This window comes from Agrobacterium sp. DKPNP3 (assembly GCF_052686535.1).
Genome location: NZ_JBQYSN010000044.1, coordinates 1 through 15,278, shown reverse-complemented (window position 1 = coordinate 15,278; position 15,278 = coordinate 1). Strand labels below are relative to the sequence as shown.

Below are 15,278 nucleotides of genomic sequence, written 5' to 3'. Positions count from 1 at the left end.
CCGCCCACCACAAGAACAAACGAAAAAACTGACAGGACCCCATGCGAAAGCTTCTTCCCGCTGCCCTTTCTGCCTTTTTCCTTGGCTTGCACGCCTTCAACCCCGCTTTTGCGATCGATGCCAGCGTCATGCGCCAGCTGAATGCGCTGGCCCCAGAAGAGCGGCTGGAACAGCGCTGTGATATCGAGGCGATGGAGCGTATCGCGACGGAGCAGAAGGGCATGAAACCCGACAAGGTCATCGCCTACACCTATGGCGATCCCGAAGTCGGCAAGAACTCCATAAAGGCGCCGGGCGCGGCCTTCAGAAGTGCCGGGGAATGGTACAGGTTGAAATACAAGTGCCAGCTGAAAAGCGACAGCCTCTCCATTCAGTCCTTTGATTACCGTGTGGGCGACAAGATCCCCGAAGAACAGTGGAAGAAGTTGTATCTTTATGACTGACCGCGGAATTTTTCGATTTCAGGTCAGCCTTTAACCGGCGCTTTGGTTGCCGCCGCGCGGCCGCCTCTGTAACCCTGACTTCTGATCGAGGTGAGGGACATAAACATGGTGACGCGATTTAAGGGGTTGTCGGCTTTTCCGATCACGCCGGCTGACGAGGCCGGGCGGGTCGATGTCGAGGCCTTTTCTGCCCTGATCGAGCGGCTGGATGGGGCAGCGGTCGATTCCGTCGGCATTCTCGGCAGCACCGGCATCTATATGTATCTCACCCGCGAGGAGAAGCGCCGCGCCATCGAAGCGGCCGCCGCCATCCTCAAGGGCAGGCGCACACTGATGGCCGGCGTTGGGGCGTTGCGCACCGATGAAGCCGTAGCGCTGGCAAGGGATGCGCAGGCCGCCGGCGCGGATGCGCTCTTGCTTGCGCCAGTCTCCTACACGCCGCTGACGCAGGAAGAGGCCTATCACCATTTCGCCGCTGTGGCCGGCGCGACGGCCCTGCCGCTTGTCATCTACAACAACCCGACGACCACCCGCTTCACCTTCAGCGACGAACTTCTGGTGCGGCTCGCCTATATTCCCAATATCCGCGCCATCAAGATGCCGCTGCCCGCCGATTCCGATTATGCGGGCGAGCTTGCGCGGCTGAGGCCGAAGCTGTCAGAGGATTTCGCCATCGGTTACAGCGGCGATTGGGGTTGCGCCGAGGCGACCCTCGCCGGCGGTGACGCCTGGTACAGTGTCATTGCCGGCCTGCTGCCGGTTCCGGCGCTGCAATTGATGCGGGCGGCGCAGGCTGGCGATACGGAAGAGGTCAAACGGATCGATGCGGCCTTCCAGCCGCTCTGGGGGCTGTTCAGGGAATTCGGCAGCATCCGCGTGGTCTATGCAGCCGCCAATATCCTGTCGCTGACGGTGAGCGAACCGCCCCGGCCGATCCTGCCGCTCACGAGCGCGGAGCGGCAGCGGGTGGAAGAGGCGCTGGAGGCGCTCTCCGCGCTGGAAACCGCGCCATAATTCGGGCGCTTTGCGGGCGGATTGCCACACACCATCACTGCATGACATTGCGGAACCAGAAATGATACGTCCCCTGCTCCTCGCTGCCCTGTTCGCCTCTGCCGCCACGACCGCCTTTGCGGCAAACGGCCTTGTCGAGCCATCGCTGAAAATGTCGCCGCAGCATGATGGCAAGGTGCGGGTGGCGATGACGCTCGATGCCTGCATGGGCAAGACCGATCATCGCATTCTCGATACGCTGGTGCGCGAGCGCATTCCCGCGACGATCTTCGTGACCGCCCGCTGGCTGAAACACAACAGCGAGGCACTCGCGGTGCTGATGGCAAATCCCGACTTGTTCGAGATCGAAAACCACGGCGAAAACCATGTGCCGGCGGTGGATAAACCCGTGTCCATCTATGGCATCGCCGCCGCCGGCTCTGAGGCTGCGGTGGTGCAGGAAGTGGAAGGCGGCCGTCAGGCGATCGTCGCCGCCACCGGCATCCAGCCGCAATGGTTCCGGGGGGCGACGGCGAAATATACGGCGTCCTCCATGACCACCATCAACAGGCTTGGGATGCGGGTGGCGGGTTACTCCGTCAATGGCGACGGCGGCTCGCTGCTCGGTGCCGCTGCGACGGCCAAACATATCGCTGCGGCCAAGAATGGCGATGTCATCATCTCCCACATCAACCAGCCCACCCACGAAGCGGGCGAGGGCGTGGTGAAGGGCCTGTTGGCGCTCAAGGCACGCGGCGTGGTTTTCACGCGGCTGGACGACCCGTCCTTCGCGCCGCCGGGAAACTAGGACGGAGCGTCGCGTCCGTATTGTCATCGAACGTGGCGGATGAGCCTATGCAAGCTCCATCAAAGCCCGTGCTGCGGCTTCATCCGTAATCAGCGTATTGCATCCGATGCGCTTGATCGTGGCGCGGATGGCGATGGCACGATGTGCGCCTCCGGAGGCGAGCACAATGTGTTTGGCCTTGCGCAATGTGTCGAGGTCGATCGCCATGGCGTGCTGATTGATCGGGTGATCGACCGAGCGCCCTTCGGCATCGATGAAGTTGAACATGGTGTCACAGACGCAGCCGGCCTCGACAAGCTCACGCAGTGTCTCCTTCGAAATGAAGCCTTCCGACAGGGAGGTGGAGTGCGGGCCGATATCGCCGCAGGAGACGATGGCGAGATCGAGCGTTTCGGCAAGGTTGTAAAGCGTGGCAAGCCCGCATTTTTCGATCAGCGCCCGTTTTGTCTCGACCGAGTCCACCAGCAGCGGTGCAAGGAACATGTAACATTCTGCGCCGAGAGCGCTTGCCAGCCGCCAGGTATAATCGAGCGGGTTGGTCTGGTGCACGGCGACGATGCCGCCCAGTAGCGAGACGACCTTGCAGTTCTCCCGGCGCGGCGGCCGAAAACTGGAGAGCGAAGCTGTCATGGTGCGGCCCCAGCCGACACCGATGGTGGCGTCGTTCGGCACTGTCTCGGACAGGAACTGACCGAGCGCGAGGCCAACCGCTTTCGCGGTGCCCTCGGCGGTCGCTCTGTCAGCGGACGGAGAGGGGATGATGACAGCCTCGTCCAGCCCGTAGGCTGCCTCGAGCTGACCGGCCAGCGACACGAAATCCTCGATCCCTTCGTTGATCCAGATCTGCACTTCCGAGCGCTTCATGGCCTCGTCCAGAAGCCGGATCACGGTGGAGCGGCTGATGCCGAGCTTTTCGGCGACATCCTTCTGCGTCATGCCCTGATTGTAATAAAGCCACGCCGCCCGCAGCCTCAGCGAAGCCGCTTCGGAATAGGTCGTATGGGTGTCTCTTCTCAGTTTCGCCACGGTTTCCGCCAATTTTTACAGGACCTCGAGTATCGCAGGCGTGAAACTTATGTCAATTGCGATGCGCAAATGTCTTGACTTTCGCGCCTGCCGCTTGCGATAGTTGGAGCCGACGAAACCGCGATTTCGGCCTTGGGCGCACCTTCCGGTGCGGGAACGAAATGACGGCTGAGCAAGTTTTCAAGAGATCATGAAGGATCATCAGATATGACATCCAAACTCGAACAACTTCGCGCCATCACCACAGTCGTTGCCGACACCGGCGATATCGAGGCGGTTGCGCGCCTGAAGCCGGTGGATTGCACCACCAACCCGACAATCGTTCTGAAGGCACTCGGCACGCCGGCGTTCGCCGACGCTGTGAAGGAAGCCGTCGCCTGGGGCAAGAAGCAGGGCGGCCAGTCCGACGCCGTTGTTGCCGCCGTGGCAGACCGTCTCGCCATTTCGGTAGGCGCTGCGCTGGCCGGCCTCGTTCCCGGCCGCGTCTCGACGGAAGTCGATGCGGACCTTTCTTTCGATACCAAAGCCTCCATCGCCAAGGCGCACCAGATCATCGCCTCCTACAAGGAGCGCGGTATCGAGCGCGAACGCATCCTCATCAAGCTTGCCTCCACCTGGGAAGGCATCAAGGCCGCTGAGGTCCTGCAGTCCGAAGGCATCGACTGCAACTTGACGCTTCTTTTCTCGCAGGCCCAGGCAATTGCCTGCGCTGAAGCCAAGGTCTTCCTCATTTCGCCCTTCGTCGGCCGTATCCTTGACTGGTACAAGAAATCGACCGGTGAGAACTACACCGCCGAGACCGATCCGGGCGTTGTCTCCGTGCGCAGCATCTACAATTATTACAAGGCGAACGGCATCAGCACCGTCGTCATGGGCGCGTCCTTCCGCAATGTCGGCGAGATCGAAGCCCTTGCCGGCTGCGACCGCCTGACGATCAGCCCGGCGCTGCTGGAAGAACTGGACAAGGACACCGGCAAGCTGGAGCGCAAGCTTTCGGCTGACAACGTCAAGTCCGAGCCGCTGCAGTCCCTGGACGAGAAGGCATTCCGCTGGGCGCTGAATGAAGATGCGATGGCTACCGAGAAGCTTTCGGAAGGCATCCGCCTGTTTGCCAAGGACCTGGTAACGCTGCGCGAAATGGTCCGCAAGGAACTGACGGCCGCAGCGGCTTAAGGGGTGCAGCTAAGGCTGCCGGTGGCCCTGCCACACACGTGACGTCATCCTCGGGCTTGTCCCGAAGATCTATCCACGTTGCGTGAAATCAAGCGGTTGCAGATCCTCGGGGCGAGCCCGAGGATGACGAAAAATGGGAGGTCGACTCCTCGTCTTTGACCTCGGCGGAACATTTTATGCTCCCACCGCGTTTACGAGGCAGAAATCTCCAGTCAATTGAAACGCGATCGGATCCCTGCCGGTCGCTTTTTTTTGGGCTCAGGCGCCGCCCGTGACGATTTCCGAAATGCGCGTCGCTGCCTCCCGGATCAGCCCCTCGCAGGCTTCGCGTGTCGGTGCCTTGCCGCCGAGCGGGGTGATGTAAGGGCAGGTGATGACGGCAAGGGCGGTACCGTCGAGCGTCAGCACCGGCGCGGAAATGTTGCGCACGCCGGCAGTCTGAAGGCTGTCCATGGATTCTATGCCGTTTCTGCGCACGGTCGCCAGGCGCTCTGCGAGGCCGGCAGGAACGGTGTCGCCGCTGCCGCGCACCTGCTCGGCGATCATGATCTCGCGCTGTGCGTCCGTCTGGAAGGCCAGAAGCACATGGCCGGAGCCGGTGTGGAACAGGCTCATCTGCGCGCCGACGCGCATGGACATGGCCCAATAGGTCGCCGATTCCTGCTGTGCAATGACGACAACACTGCCCCGGTCGTAAACGGCGAGATGACACGCCTGCTCGGCGCTTGCGGAGAAATCGCGCATGACGGGCGCGGCAAATGAAACCAGCCGCCGGATCGGCGCATGGAAATGCGCCAGTCCGAACATTTTGAGCGTCAGCGAAAACCGGTCGCCGTCCAGCCGGTGGACATAGCCCCGGCGCACCAGCCGATCCAGCATGCGATATAGCTCGTTCGGACTCTTGCCGATCGATTTGGCGATTTCGATCTGCGTCAGCCCACCATCGGTGCGGGCCAGAAGTTCGAGAATGTCCAACCCCTTGTCGAGGGCTGGGGCGCGATATCGGTCGCTGTCGTCTTCAGTCATCTGACCTCGGTGGTGTTTCGCTGCGCGGCAGGAGCACAAATTGGGTTGCCCGATTGGCGCCATACGCGCAAGTTTGCTTGACGCCATATGAATACCGCGTTTACATATGAATTGTCGATCCATATTTGAGATCAATCAAATTCAGCGGTCCATCGTGAAAGGTGGGCGCGCCTTAGCGGGAGGCTATCCATGGTGCAGGATTTTAACGGCCGGACAGTGGTGATCACCGCCGCCGGTCAGGGTATCGGGCGGGCAACGGCGGAGCGTTTCATATCGCTCGGCGCGCGCGTCATCGCTACCGATATCAATGAGCAGGCGCTTTCGACCCTGGAAGGTGCGGAAACCCGGGTTCTGAACGTGCTTGACGGCGACGGCGTCAAGGATTTCGCGGCCGATATCGGCCATGCGGATGTGCTGTTCAACTGCGCGGGCTTCGTTCATGCCGGCACTATCCTTGACTGCGAGGAGAAGGACTGGGATTTCTCCTTCGACCTGAATGCCAAGGCCATGTACCGAACCTGCCGCGCTTTCCTGCCAGGCATGCTGGAAAAGGGCAAGGGCGCGATCGTCAACATGTCCTCGGTCGCTTCAAGCGTGAAGGGCGTGCCGAACCGTTTCGCCTATACCGCTTCCAAGGCTGCCGTCGTGGGCCTCACCAAGGCGATTGCGGCCGATTTCGTCACCAAGGGCATCCGTTGCAACGCGATCTGCCCCGGCACTGTCGATAGCCCTTCGCTGCACGACCGTCTGCGCGCCACCGGCAATTACGAACAGGCGCTGGCCGACTTCATCGCGCGCCAGCCGATGGGCCGCATTGCAACGCCGGAAGAAATCGCAGCGCTCGTCACCTACCTTGCGTCCGACGAGGCAGGTTTCACCACCGGCCAGATCCACGTGATCGATGGCGGCTGGACGGGCTGATAAAGTTATATGGAAGAAAAGCGAGGCGACCGGCGTGAAAACCGGTCGCCTTTTTTATTCACACGACGGCGCTGCCGGCCATCAGTGCAAGCACGAGGAAGACCAGGAAGATCACCACGGCGATGAAGAACAGGATACGGGCAACGCCCGCCGCCGCGGCGGAAATGCCGGTGAAGCCGAACACGCCTGCGATCAAAGAAATGACGAAGAAAATAAGAGCCCATTTCAACATGGCGCTTCCCCTTTTGCAGAATTTTACCGAGCCAGCCGCCCCGCGACAGGCTCGGTAAAATGACGCGCAAAAGGCGAAAATGTTCCACACGCCCGCAAAAATCGTTCCTTTAGAAGCCCGCCTCGCTGGCCGCGGATGTGCGGCGCGCTTTCAAGGTGGTGCGGATGAAGGCCGCGACGAAGGTGATGCTCATGAAGAGCACGATTGTCGGGGCAGGGGCGCTGTCGATCAGGAAACTCAGCCAGGTGCCCGCAAGCGACGAGGCGGCCGCAACCGTAATGGCCACTAGCAGCATGGCGGAAAAGCGCCGGGTCAGCAGGAAGGCAATGGCGCCCGGCGCAACGAGCATCGCCACCGATAGAATGATGCCCACCGCCTTCAGCGCGCCGACCACGGTGAGCGAAAGAACCATCAGGAGGCCGTAATGGAGCAGGCGCACGGGCAGACCGATGGCTCTGGCATGCTGCGCATCGAAAGCGTTGACCAGCAGATCCTTGCGCAGCACGCCGAGGAACAGTGTCGCAAGCAGCGCGATGACGCCCGTCTCCAGCATGTCCAAGGGCGCAATGCCAAGCATATCGCCGAACAGGATATGGTCGAGATGCACATCGCTCTGCACTTTCACATAGAGCACGAGCCCCAGCCCGAACATGCCGGAAAAGACGATGCCAAGCACCGTGTCTTCCTTGATGCGGCTGTTTTCCTTGATGAAACCGGTTCCAAGTGCGCAGATCATGCCGGCAATGAAAGCGCCGATGGAAAGCGGTAGGCCGACGATATAGGCCACCACCACGCCGGGCAGCACGGCATGGGAAACCGCATCCCCCATCAACGACCAGCCCTTCAGCACCAGAAAGCAGGAAAGCATCGCCATCGGCACCGCGATCATCAGCGTGATGGCGAAGGCATATTGCATGAAGGGCAGCTGGAACGGCAGAATGGCCAATTCGAGATATTCACTCATGGCGCTTCCTCCAGCGCCTTGCGGGCCTTGGCTTTGGACGCAAGCAGGCCGTGTTTCGGCGCGAAGATGAAGGCGGCGAGGAAGATCGCCGTCTGCAGCACGACAATGACGCCGCCCGTCGCGCCATCGAGGAAATAGCTGAGATAAGCGCCGACGAAGCTGGTGGCCGCGCCGATGACAAGGCTCATCAGGATCAGCCGCTCGAAACGGTCGGTCAGAAGATAGGCCGTCGCGCCCGGCGTCACCACCATGGCGACGACCAGGAAAGCCCCGACCGTCTGCAACGCGGCGACCGTGGAGGCGGCAAGCAGGGTGAAGAAGATTACCTTCAGCACTTCGGGTTTCAAACCCACGGTGCGGGCATGGTTCTCATCGAAGAAGACCACCATGAAGTCGCGCCATTTCAACGAGAGGACGAGGAGGCTGATGCCGCCGATCAACGCCAGCTGGATGGTGTCTTCGGTGGTGATTGCGAGAATATTGCCGAGCACGATCGTCTGGATATTCACCGAGGTGGGAGACAGCGACACCATGAAGAGGCCAAGTCCGAAGAAGGAGGTGAAGATCAGCCCGATGATTGCGTCTTCCTTCAGCCGCGTTTTCTGGTTCAGAAACAGCATCGACCCGGCCGCAAGCCCACCGGAGAGAAAAGCGCCAAGCGAAAAGGGCAGGCCCAGCATATAGGCGCCCGCGACGCCGGGAACGATGGCATGGGACAGCGCATCGCCGATCAGCGACCAGCCCTTCAGCATCAGATAGGCGGAGAGAAAACCGCAGACGCCGCCCACCAGCGCGCTGACCCAGATGGCGTTCAGCATGTATCCATAGGTGAAGGGCTCAAGAAGACTGTTTATCATCAGCCTTGTCCTTCGATGCGCGTCGGAATGTGTCCTTCTGGCCGTTCCGGCCATAGATCACGAAGGGCCGCTCGTCATCGGTGATGACTTTGAGCCGGCGCGGATCGGCATCGTCATGCAGCTCCGCGCCGCCGAGAATGAAATGTCGCAGGCTGCCGCCGAAGGCATTTTGCAGGTTTTCTTCGGTAAACGTATCCTCCGTCGGTCCGGAAGCGAGGACCGTCCCCTTGACGAAGACGGCGCGGTCGCAGAATTCAGGCACGCTGCCGAGATTATGGGTGGATACCAGCATGACGCGGCCTTCGTCGCGCAGTGCCTTCAAAAGGGCAACGATCTGCTCTTCCGTCGTCACGTCGACACCGGTGAAGGGCTCATCCAAAAGGATGACCTGGCCTTCCTGCGCCAGCGCGCGGGCGAGAAACACCCGCTTCTTCTGGCCGCCGGAGAGTTCTCCGATCTGCCGTTTTCGATAATCGAGCATGTTGACGCGTTTTAGCGCGTCCTCGACCATCTGGTGGTCGCGTTTCGAGGGGATGCGGAGGAAATTCATGTGGCCGTAACGGCCCATCATCACCACATCCTCGACCAGCACCGGAAAGCTCCAGTCCACCTCTTCCGCCTGCGGCACGTAGGCGACAAGGTTCTTCTTCAGCGCCTCCTTCACCGGCAGGTCGAAAATGGAAACGGATCCGGCCGCCAACGGCACGAAACCCATGATCGCCTTGAAAATCGTGGACTTGCCGGCGCCATTGACGCCGACAAGTGCAGTGATGGTTCCGCGGGGGATGGAGAAACTGGCGTTGCGCAACGCGGTGTGGCCATTGCGATAGGTGACTGTCGCATTTTGAACCGTCAGGCCGCCGCCTGTTTTCTTACTGCTCATTCTCATGAAGACAGGCCTTTGGCGATTGTTTCGCTCGTCACGCGCAGCAGGTCGAGATAGGTCGGCACCGGACCATCGGCCTCGCTCAGCGAGTCGACATAGAGGATGCCGCCATAGGCCGCGCCGGTCTCCTTGGCCACCTGCTGGGCGGGATCGGGCGAAACCGTGCTCTCGCTGAATATGACCCTGATATTGTGCGCACGCATGGCGTCGATCACGCCGCGCACCTGTTGTGGTGTGCCCTGACTGTCGGCATTGACCGGCCAGAGGAAGAGTTCCTTCAGACCAAAATCCCGGGCGAGATAGGAGAATGCCCCCTCGCTTGTGACCAACCAGCGCTTGTCTTCAGGCAGGGACGACAGCGCATCGCGGATTGGCTGCACGGTCGCCTTGATCTTGTCCGAATAGGCCTTGGCATTGGCGGCGTAGATATCGGCATGGGCAGGGTCGACTTGTGCAAGACCCTTGCGGATATTCTCTACGTAGATCAGGGCGTTATCGGGCGACATCCATGCATGGGGATTGGGTTTTCCCTGGTAGGCCCCGCCGCTGATCGCCATCGGTTCCACGCCCTCGCTCACCGTCACATCGGGAACGCCGGAGAGGTTGGCCAGGAACTTCTCAAACCACAATTCCAGATTGAGCCCATTGCGCAGGACCAGATTCGCCTTGCGGGCCTTGAGAATATCGCGCGGCGTGGGTTGGTAGTTGTGAATTTCGGCGCCCGGCTTGGTGATGCTCTCCACGTTCGCCGCCTCGCCCGCCACATTGCGCGCCATATCGGCGATGATGGTGAAGGTCGTCACGACCACGGGTTTTTCTTCGGCAAGCGCCACGCCCGGGATGAAAAGAGAAAGGGCGAAAACGGCATGCCGGATTTTATGGAGGTTCACGGAGCTCACCAGATTTTGTTGCAACTAATTCGCAATACCATCGGCCATAAAGTCATCCTTGTCAACGCTATTGCAAATCATTCGCAATTCAGAAGATTTTGAAAATGTCCGAAAATGACGCGTTTTTGCGCGGGCTGGGCCTTGGGGATTAAACTTTTTTCAATGAGAAAGCGGCACTATCGCAAGGCTCGGACAGCGTGGTCCGAAGCTTGTCCTGCGTGTGTTCCTCATCCATCGAGCCACGTTGTGGGGCGAGGGCGCAAAACGGGGTACTTGATGTCAGGATGTTGCGGGTGAAAGCTGTATTCGGACGAATGCGGTTTTCGCGCAAGCTCGTTATGATCGGAGGCGGGATCCTGCTTTTGGCAGGTGCGACCGGTTCTGCTGCCGTTTTCATCGGCAGCGAGCGGCTGCTCGGCCCATCCTATGCCGCCACCAACGGGCTTTCCTGCGACGCAGTCCAGACGGTCAACATCCGCAAGAACGGCGCCCTGTGGGTGCGCAAATTTGTCCGCACCAGCGGTGGAAACGGCAAGGAGCGGTTGAAAACCGCCTTGCGCGTCGCAAAAGCCGTCTATGACAAGCAGAAACCCGATCTCGTTCAGGTATCCGTCCTAGACGCCAACGGGCCGCAATTACGGTCAGAAATGCGCGGCCGGGCGATTGCCGCCCAGGTGGTTTTCATTCCCGATCTGGCGAAAATTCCGGAAGGCGCGGATGCACACCGCTATTCTGCCTATTATTACGATGGTGCGGCCAATGCCAGCGGGCAGTTCTACGGATTGCGCATCGATCTTCCGCTCGAAGACACCGAAGCCATGGCGGCGGGCCTCAGCGATTTCACCGACTGTGCATCGCCCGTCACCGACACTGAAGGCGGCGGTCACGACGGCAAGTCCACCAAGGGCCACGGTGAAGGCACGGGCCACGGTGAAGGCAAGGGCGAGGCGGCTGCCGAACATGGCGCGACCCCAGCCGAAACCGGCCACGGAGAAGCAAGCCCCGAAACCGATCGCGACACGCCATCTCCCGAAGCGCACGGCGAAACCGGCACCGACGAACTCCTGACCTCGACGCCGGAAGCCGATGGCGGCAGCATCTTCAGCCTGAGTTACCTCAAGTCCCTGATCTTCGGCAAAGGCTCGACCACCGCACAGGCGGCGGAGGAGAAAGCAGGCGGGCGAGGCGGCGGTGGCAGAGGAAGCTGATGGCGAAAAGGCCAAGACGGGGCATTGACAGGGCTTCGATTGCGGCGCAGGCGTTCCTGTTTCATGCCGGCGGTATGCTCAGCTGAAACTGCCTTGTCATGCTTGCGTCTGTGCAAAGGTTGTCCGGTCTGAATTTCCGGATACGCCGCATGGCATTGAAATCTATGGTGAAGGGTGAATATTCACCCTTCACCACCAACGTCAAGTGATTGCAGATTGCCCGGAATTCTCAACCGGGCAGCGCTCTTAGTTCCTCAATCCGCCTTGTTGCGGCGGGCCGGGAAGAGGATGACGTCGCGGATCGACGGGGCGTTGGTGAGCAGCATGATCAGGCGGTCGACGCCGATGCCGAGGCCGCCGGCGGGCGGCATGCCCTGGTCGATGGCGTCGAGGAACTCGTCGTCCAGCTGCTTGTCCTTTTCGCCGCGGGCGTGGGCCTGTTCCAGCTGCTCCACCATGCGGCGGCGCTGTTCTTCCGGATCGTTGAGTTCAGAGAAGGCGTTACCCACTTCCCAGGCGTTGCAATAGCTTTCGAAACGCTCGACGAGGCGCGGTTCGCCCGGCACTTCCTTGGCAAACGGCGAAATGTCCTTCGGAAAATGCGTGACGTGGCTTGGCTGGATCAGCGTGCCTTCCACCTTCTCTTCGAAGATGAAGGCAAGGCATTCGCCCCAGGTCCAGTCCTTCTCGACGGCAAAGCCGGCGGCCTTGGCAGCGGCGCGGGCTTCTTCGTCGGTCTTGATGGCGAGGAAATCGATACCGGTTGCTTCCTTCACCGCGTCAGGCATCGGCACGCGCTTGAACGGACCCTTGAAGGAAATCGTCTGGCCCTGGAATTCCACTTCGGTGGTGCCATGCAGCGAGATCGCCAGCGTCTCGAACAGCCGCTCCACGAGACCCATGATGTCCTCGTAATCGGCATAAGCCCAGTAGCACTCCATCATGGTGAATTCAGGATTGTGCCGTGTGGACACGCCCTCGTTGCGGAAGTTGCGGTTGATTTCGAAGACCTTGTCGGAAAGGCCTGATACCAGCGTGCGCTTCAGGAACAGTTCCGGCGCGATGCGCAGATACATGTCCATCTTCAGCGTGTTGTGAAAGGTCTTGAACGGGTCGGCCGTCGCGCCGCCATAGACGGTCTGCAGCATCGGCGTTTCGACTTCGAGGAAGCCCTCGGCCTCCATGAAGCGGCGGATGCCGGAGAGAATCTTGGAGCGCTGCAGGAAGCGCAGCTTGGATTCCTCGTTGGAGAGAATGTCGAGGTGGCGCTTGCGGTAACGCAGCTCGATGTCGGAGACGCCGTGCCACTTTTCGGGCATTGGCAGCAGCGACTTCGTCAGCATGGTGATTTCTTCGGCATTGATCGTCAACTCGCCGCGCTTGGTGCGGCGCACCTTGCCGGTCACACCGATGATGTCGCCGATATCGATCATTGGCAGCAGGTTGCGCGCCGCTTCCGGCGTCGTATCCTTGTGCGAGAAGATCTGCACCTTGCCCGAGGCGTCGTGGATGTCCATGAACATGCCGGAATTGCGCGAGGAATAAACGCGGCCCGCCACCGTCACCGTATCGCCGGTTTCGACGTCGGCTTCGATGTCGGCGTATTTTTCCGCGAGTTCCGCATTGCTCATCGTGCGGTGGAAATGCGCCGGATAGACGTCGCCGATCTGCTCGCGCAGCAGCGCAAGTTTCTGGCGGCGCACTTCTGTCGCGTCGGAGGAAAGGGCGGTGGTTTCGGTCTTGGTGTCGGTCATCGTGTTCGCCTTTAGCGGGCTTGTTCGTTGCGGGTGGCCCTTGTGCGCTGGGCTGACCCCCCTCTGTCCTGCCGGACATCTCCCCCTCAAGGGGGGAGATCAGATGCCGCGCCCGCCCGTTCCATGGGCAAGGTGTCAGCCGCTTGTCGATCTCCCCCCTTGAGGGGGAGATGCCCGGCAGGGCAGAGGGGGGTGAGCCCCAGGCAAAGGGCGTATTCTAAAATGCTGCCGTCACCGCCAGCACGTCATCATCAGCTTCCGCTGCCAACCATCGTGGCCACGACGGTAATCGCAGCCTTCAGGCGCTGGCGCACGACGGAGCGGCCAAGCAGCGCCATCGAGTCAAACAGCGGCAGCGAGCGCGACGACCCGGACATGGCGACAAAAAGCGGCGGCGTGACGACGCGCAGCTTCTTGCCGGTGCGTTCCGCCACATCGCGCAGCTCGGCCTCGATGGCTTCCACGTTCCAGTCAGGCATCTTTTCGAGGTCTGCTGCAACGGTGGTGAGGATCTCGTGGATTTCTTCCGGCTTGCTCTTCAGCCCGGCAAAGGAAGCGGGCGTGAGGCCAGCATCGCTTGCGAGCAGGAAGCCGGCAAGGTTCGGCAGCTCACCGAGCTTGGAGACGCGGCTCTGCGCAAGCTTCAGGCCCTCGGTCAGGCGGGAATTTTCCATCGCCCATTCCAGTGTGCGGGCAATGAATTCTTCCGGCGAAAGCTTTTCGCGCAGCCAGCGGCCGTTCAGCCAATCCAGCTTCTGGATATCGAAGATGGCGCCGGCCTTGGAAAGCGCTTCCGGGTCGAACTTTGCGGCGAGCTCTTCCATGGTCAGAAGCTCTTCGCCCTCGGCGATCTGGATGAAGAACAGGCCGAGGAAGTTCATCAGCGCTTCCGGCAGGTAGCCGAGCGCGGAGTAATAGGAGATCGAGGTCGGGTTCTTGCGCTTGGAAAGCTTGGACTTGTCGGCGTTGCGCATCAGCGAAAGATGCATGAACACCGGCTCCTGCCAGCCGAAATAACGGTAAAGCAGGATGTGCTTGGGCACCGAAGCCAGCCATTCTTCGCCGCGCGCCACATGCGTGATCTTCATCAGATGGTCGTCGATGACGTTGGCCATGTGATAAGTCGGCATGCCGTCGGCCTTAATCAGCACCTGCATGTCGACGGAATCCCACGGGATCGACACATCGCCATAAACACCGTCATGGAAATCGCACGAGCCTTCGGTCGGGATTTTCATGCGCACGACGTTCGCTTCACCGGCGGCAACGCGGGCGGTCACTTCTTCGGCCTTCAGGTTGAGGCAATGGCCGTCATATTTCGGCGGCTTGCCGGCGGCGCGCTGGGCTTCACGCATCTGCTCCAGCCGCTCGGGCGTGCAGAAACAGCGGAAGGCATGGCCTTTTTCGAGAAGCTCTTCGGCATGGGGCCAGTACATCGCCTTGCGCTCTGACTGGCGGTAAGGACCGTAAGGACCGCCGACATCGGGGCCTTCCGACCAGGTAAGGCCGGTCCAGCGCAGGGCTTCCAGCACCTTCTGCTCATATTCGAGGGTCGAGCGGGTGGCGTCGGTATCCTCGATGCGCAGGATGAACTCGCCGCCGTGTTTCTTGGCGAAGAGATAGTTGAACAGCGCGATATAGGCGGTGCCGACATGCGGCTCGCCGGTGGGGGAAGGTGCAATGCGGACGCGAACGCCGGAAGTGGTCATGAAATTCACTCGTCGTGGACGTGGCAGTGACATCGGAGCGTTTTACCCAGATATCACGGAGTTTTCGTTTGGATGCGGCAGGACATCATGTCGAAAGGCGAAAAGAAAGCGCCTTTTCCATATTCCCGTTCGGCTTCGGCTTAGGCCATATTCTGCCGCAGGCGTCAAGGAAATATGGAATCTGAGGCGCTGTCGGGCACTAGCGTCCGGCCTTAATTGACCGGCCAGACATAGAGCAGCATCGGGATGCTGACGATGACGATCATGATCGACAATGGCAGGCCAAGGCGCGGATAATCGCTGAAACGATATCCGCCCGGGCCCATGACCAGCGTATTGCACTGGTGGCCGATGGGGGTGAGGAAATCGCAGCCAGCGCCGATTGCTA

The 15,278-nt window shown here is 60.6% G+C and carries 14 protein-coding genes and 1 pseudogene; 6 read left to right on the top strand and 9 right to left on the bottom strand.

All coding sequences use genetic code 11. The annotated features are described in order from the left end of the window. The first annotated feature begins 41 nt into the window (after positions 1–41). The 3 genes from ACUTJJ_RS13635 to ACUTJJ_RS13625 all read left to right on the top strand — a co-directional run bounded on the left by ACUTJJ_RS13635 (position 42) and on the right by ACUTJJ_RS13625 (position 2,244). Entirely contained in the window at positions 42–443 is a 402-nt protein-coding gene (locus ACUTJJ_RS13635) for a DUF930 domain-containing protein (RefSeq protein WP_063950891.1), read from the top strand. Between the two features lie 105 nt (positions 444–548). Then, complete coding sequence (locus ACUTJJ_RS13630) at positions 549–1,457, top strand: dihydrodipicolinate synthase family protein (RefSeq protein ID WP_445542505.1); 909 nt, start codon at positions 549–551, stop codon at positions 1,455–1,457. Positions 1,458–1,518: 61 nt separating this feature from the next. Continuing rightward, positions 1,519–2,244, top strand: a complete 726-nt coding sequence (locus ACUTJJ_RS13625; RefSeq protein ID WP_445542504.1) for a polysaccharide deacetylase family protein — start codon at positions 1,519–1,521, stop codon at positions 2,242–2,244. A 45-nt stretch (positions 2,245–2,289) separates the two neighbouring features. Here ACUTJJ_RS13625 and ACUTJJ_RS13620 read toward each other — a convergent pair whose 3' ends face one another. Further along, the gene (locus tag ACUTJJ_RS13620) at positions 2,290–3,270 is read right to left on the bottom strand and encodes a sugar-binding transcriptional regulator (protein WP_445542503.1); all 981 of its coding nucleotides are present in this window, start codon (positions 3,268–3,270) and stop codon (positions 2,290–2,292) included. A 207-nt stretch (positions 3,271–3,477) separates the two neighbouring features. On the opposite strand from ACUTJJ_RS13620, the gene tal reads away from it, so the two are divergent. Beyond that, positions 3,478–4,443 carry a transaldolase gene (gene tal, locus ACUTJJ_RS13615; RefSeq protein ID WP_445542502.1) on the top strand — a complete coding sequence of 322 codons (966 nt, stop codon included), beginning with the start codon at positions 3,478–3,480 and terminating at the stop codon, positions 4,441–4,443. A 258-nt stretch (positions 4,444–4,701) separates the two neighbouring features. On the opposite strand, the gene ACUTJJ_RS13610 is transcribed toward tal, so the two are convergent. Next, the gene (locus tag ACUTJJ_RS13610) at positions 4,702–5,469 is read right to left on the bottom strand and encodes an IclR family transcriptional regulator (RefSeq protein WP_063950895.1); all 768 of its coding nucleotides are present in this window, start codon (positions 5,467–5,469) and stop codon (positions 4,702–4,704) included. A 189-nt stretch (positions 5,470–5,658) separates the two neighbouring features. On the opposite strand from ACUTJJ_RS13610, the gene ACUTJJ_RS13605 reads away from it, so the two are divergent. Beyond that, a complete protein-coding gene (locus ACUTJJ_RS13605) occupies positions 5,659–6,390 on the top strand; it encodes an SDR family oxidoreductase (protein ID WP_209089280.1) in 732 nt (243 codons plus the stop codon). Positions 6,391–6,448: 58 nt separating this feature from the next. Here the strand turns inward: ACUTJJ_RS13605 and ACUTJJ_RS13600 are convergent, their stop codons facing one another. The 5 genes from ACUTJJ_RS13600 to ACUTJJ_RS13580 form a co-directional block, all read right to left on the bottom strand. Further along, the gene (locus ACUTJJ_RS13600; protein ID WP_003499086.1) at positions 6,449–6,622 is read right to left on the bottom strand and encodes a DUF1328 domain-containing protein; all 174 of its coding nucleotides are present in this window, start codon (positions 6,620–6,622) and stop codon (positions 6,449–6,451) included. Between the two features lie 109 nt (positions 6,623–6,731). Further along, positions 6,732–7,586, bottom strand: coding sequence for a metal ABC transporter permease (locus ACUTJJ_RS13595; RefSeq protein WP_296064698.1), 855 nt, complete (start codon positions 7,584–7,586; stop codon positions 6,732–6,734). Beyond that, positions 7,583–8,443 (bottom strand): metal ABC transporter permease, encoded by an 861-nt coding sequence (locus tag ACUTJJ_RS13590; protein ID WP_063950898.1) that lies wholly within the window; start codon positions 8,441–8,443, stop codon positions 7,583–7,585. Before ACUTJJ_RS13590 ends, ACUTJJ_RS13595 begins: the two co-directional genes overlap by 4 nt. Next, on the bottom strand, positions 8,424–9,332 hold the full coding sequence (locus ACUTJJ_RS13585) for a manganese/iron ABC transporter ATP-binding protein (protein WP_296064692.1): 909 nt from the start codon (positions 9,330–9,332) through the stop codon (positions 8,424–8,426). Before ACUTJJ_RS13585 ends, ACUTJJ_RS13590 begins: the two co-directional genes overlap by 20 nt. Further along, on the bottom strand, positions 9,329–10,219 hold the full coding sequence (locus ACUTJJ_RS13580) for a metal ABC transporter substrate-binding protein (protein WP_445542501.1): 891 nt from the start codon (positions 10,217–10,219) through the stop codon (positions 9,329–9,331). The genes ACUTJJ_RS13585 and ACUTJJ_RS13580 overlap by 4 nt, the downstream gene beginning before the upstream one ends. 314 nt (positions 10,220–10,533) lie before the next feature. Between ACUTJJ_RS13580 and ACUTJJ_RS13575 the strand changes: the two are divergent. Then, a pseudogene (locus tag ACUTJJ_RS13575) lies at positions 10,534–11,455 on the top strand (hypothetical protein). 226 nt (positions 11,456–11,681) lie between these two features. Here ACUTJJ_RS13575 and lysS read toward each other — a convergent pair. Beyond that, positions 11,682–13,181 (bottom strand): lysine--tRNA ligase, encoded by a 1,500-nt coding sequence (gene lysS, locus ACUTJJ_RS13570; protein ID WP_004445220.1) that lies wholly within the window; start codon positions 13,179–13,181, stop codon positions 11,682–11,684. Positions 13,182–13,432: 251 nt separating this feature from the next. After that, positions 13,433–14,890 (bottom strand): glutamate--tRNA ligase, encoded by a 1,458-nt coding sequence (gene gltX / locus ACUTJJ_RS13565; RefSeq protein WP_445542500.1) that lies wholly within the window; start codon positions 14,888–14,890, stop codon positions 13,433–13,435. Positions 14,891–15,278 lie beyond the last annotated feature (388 nt).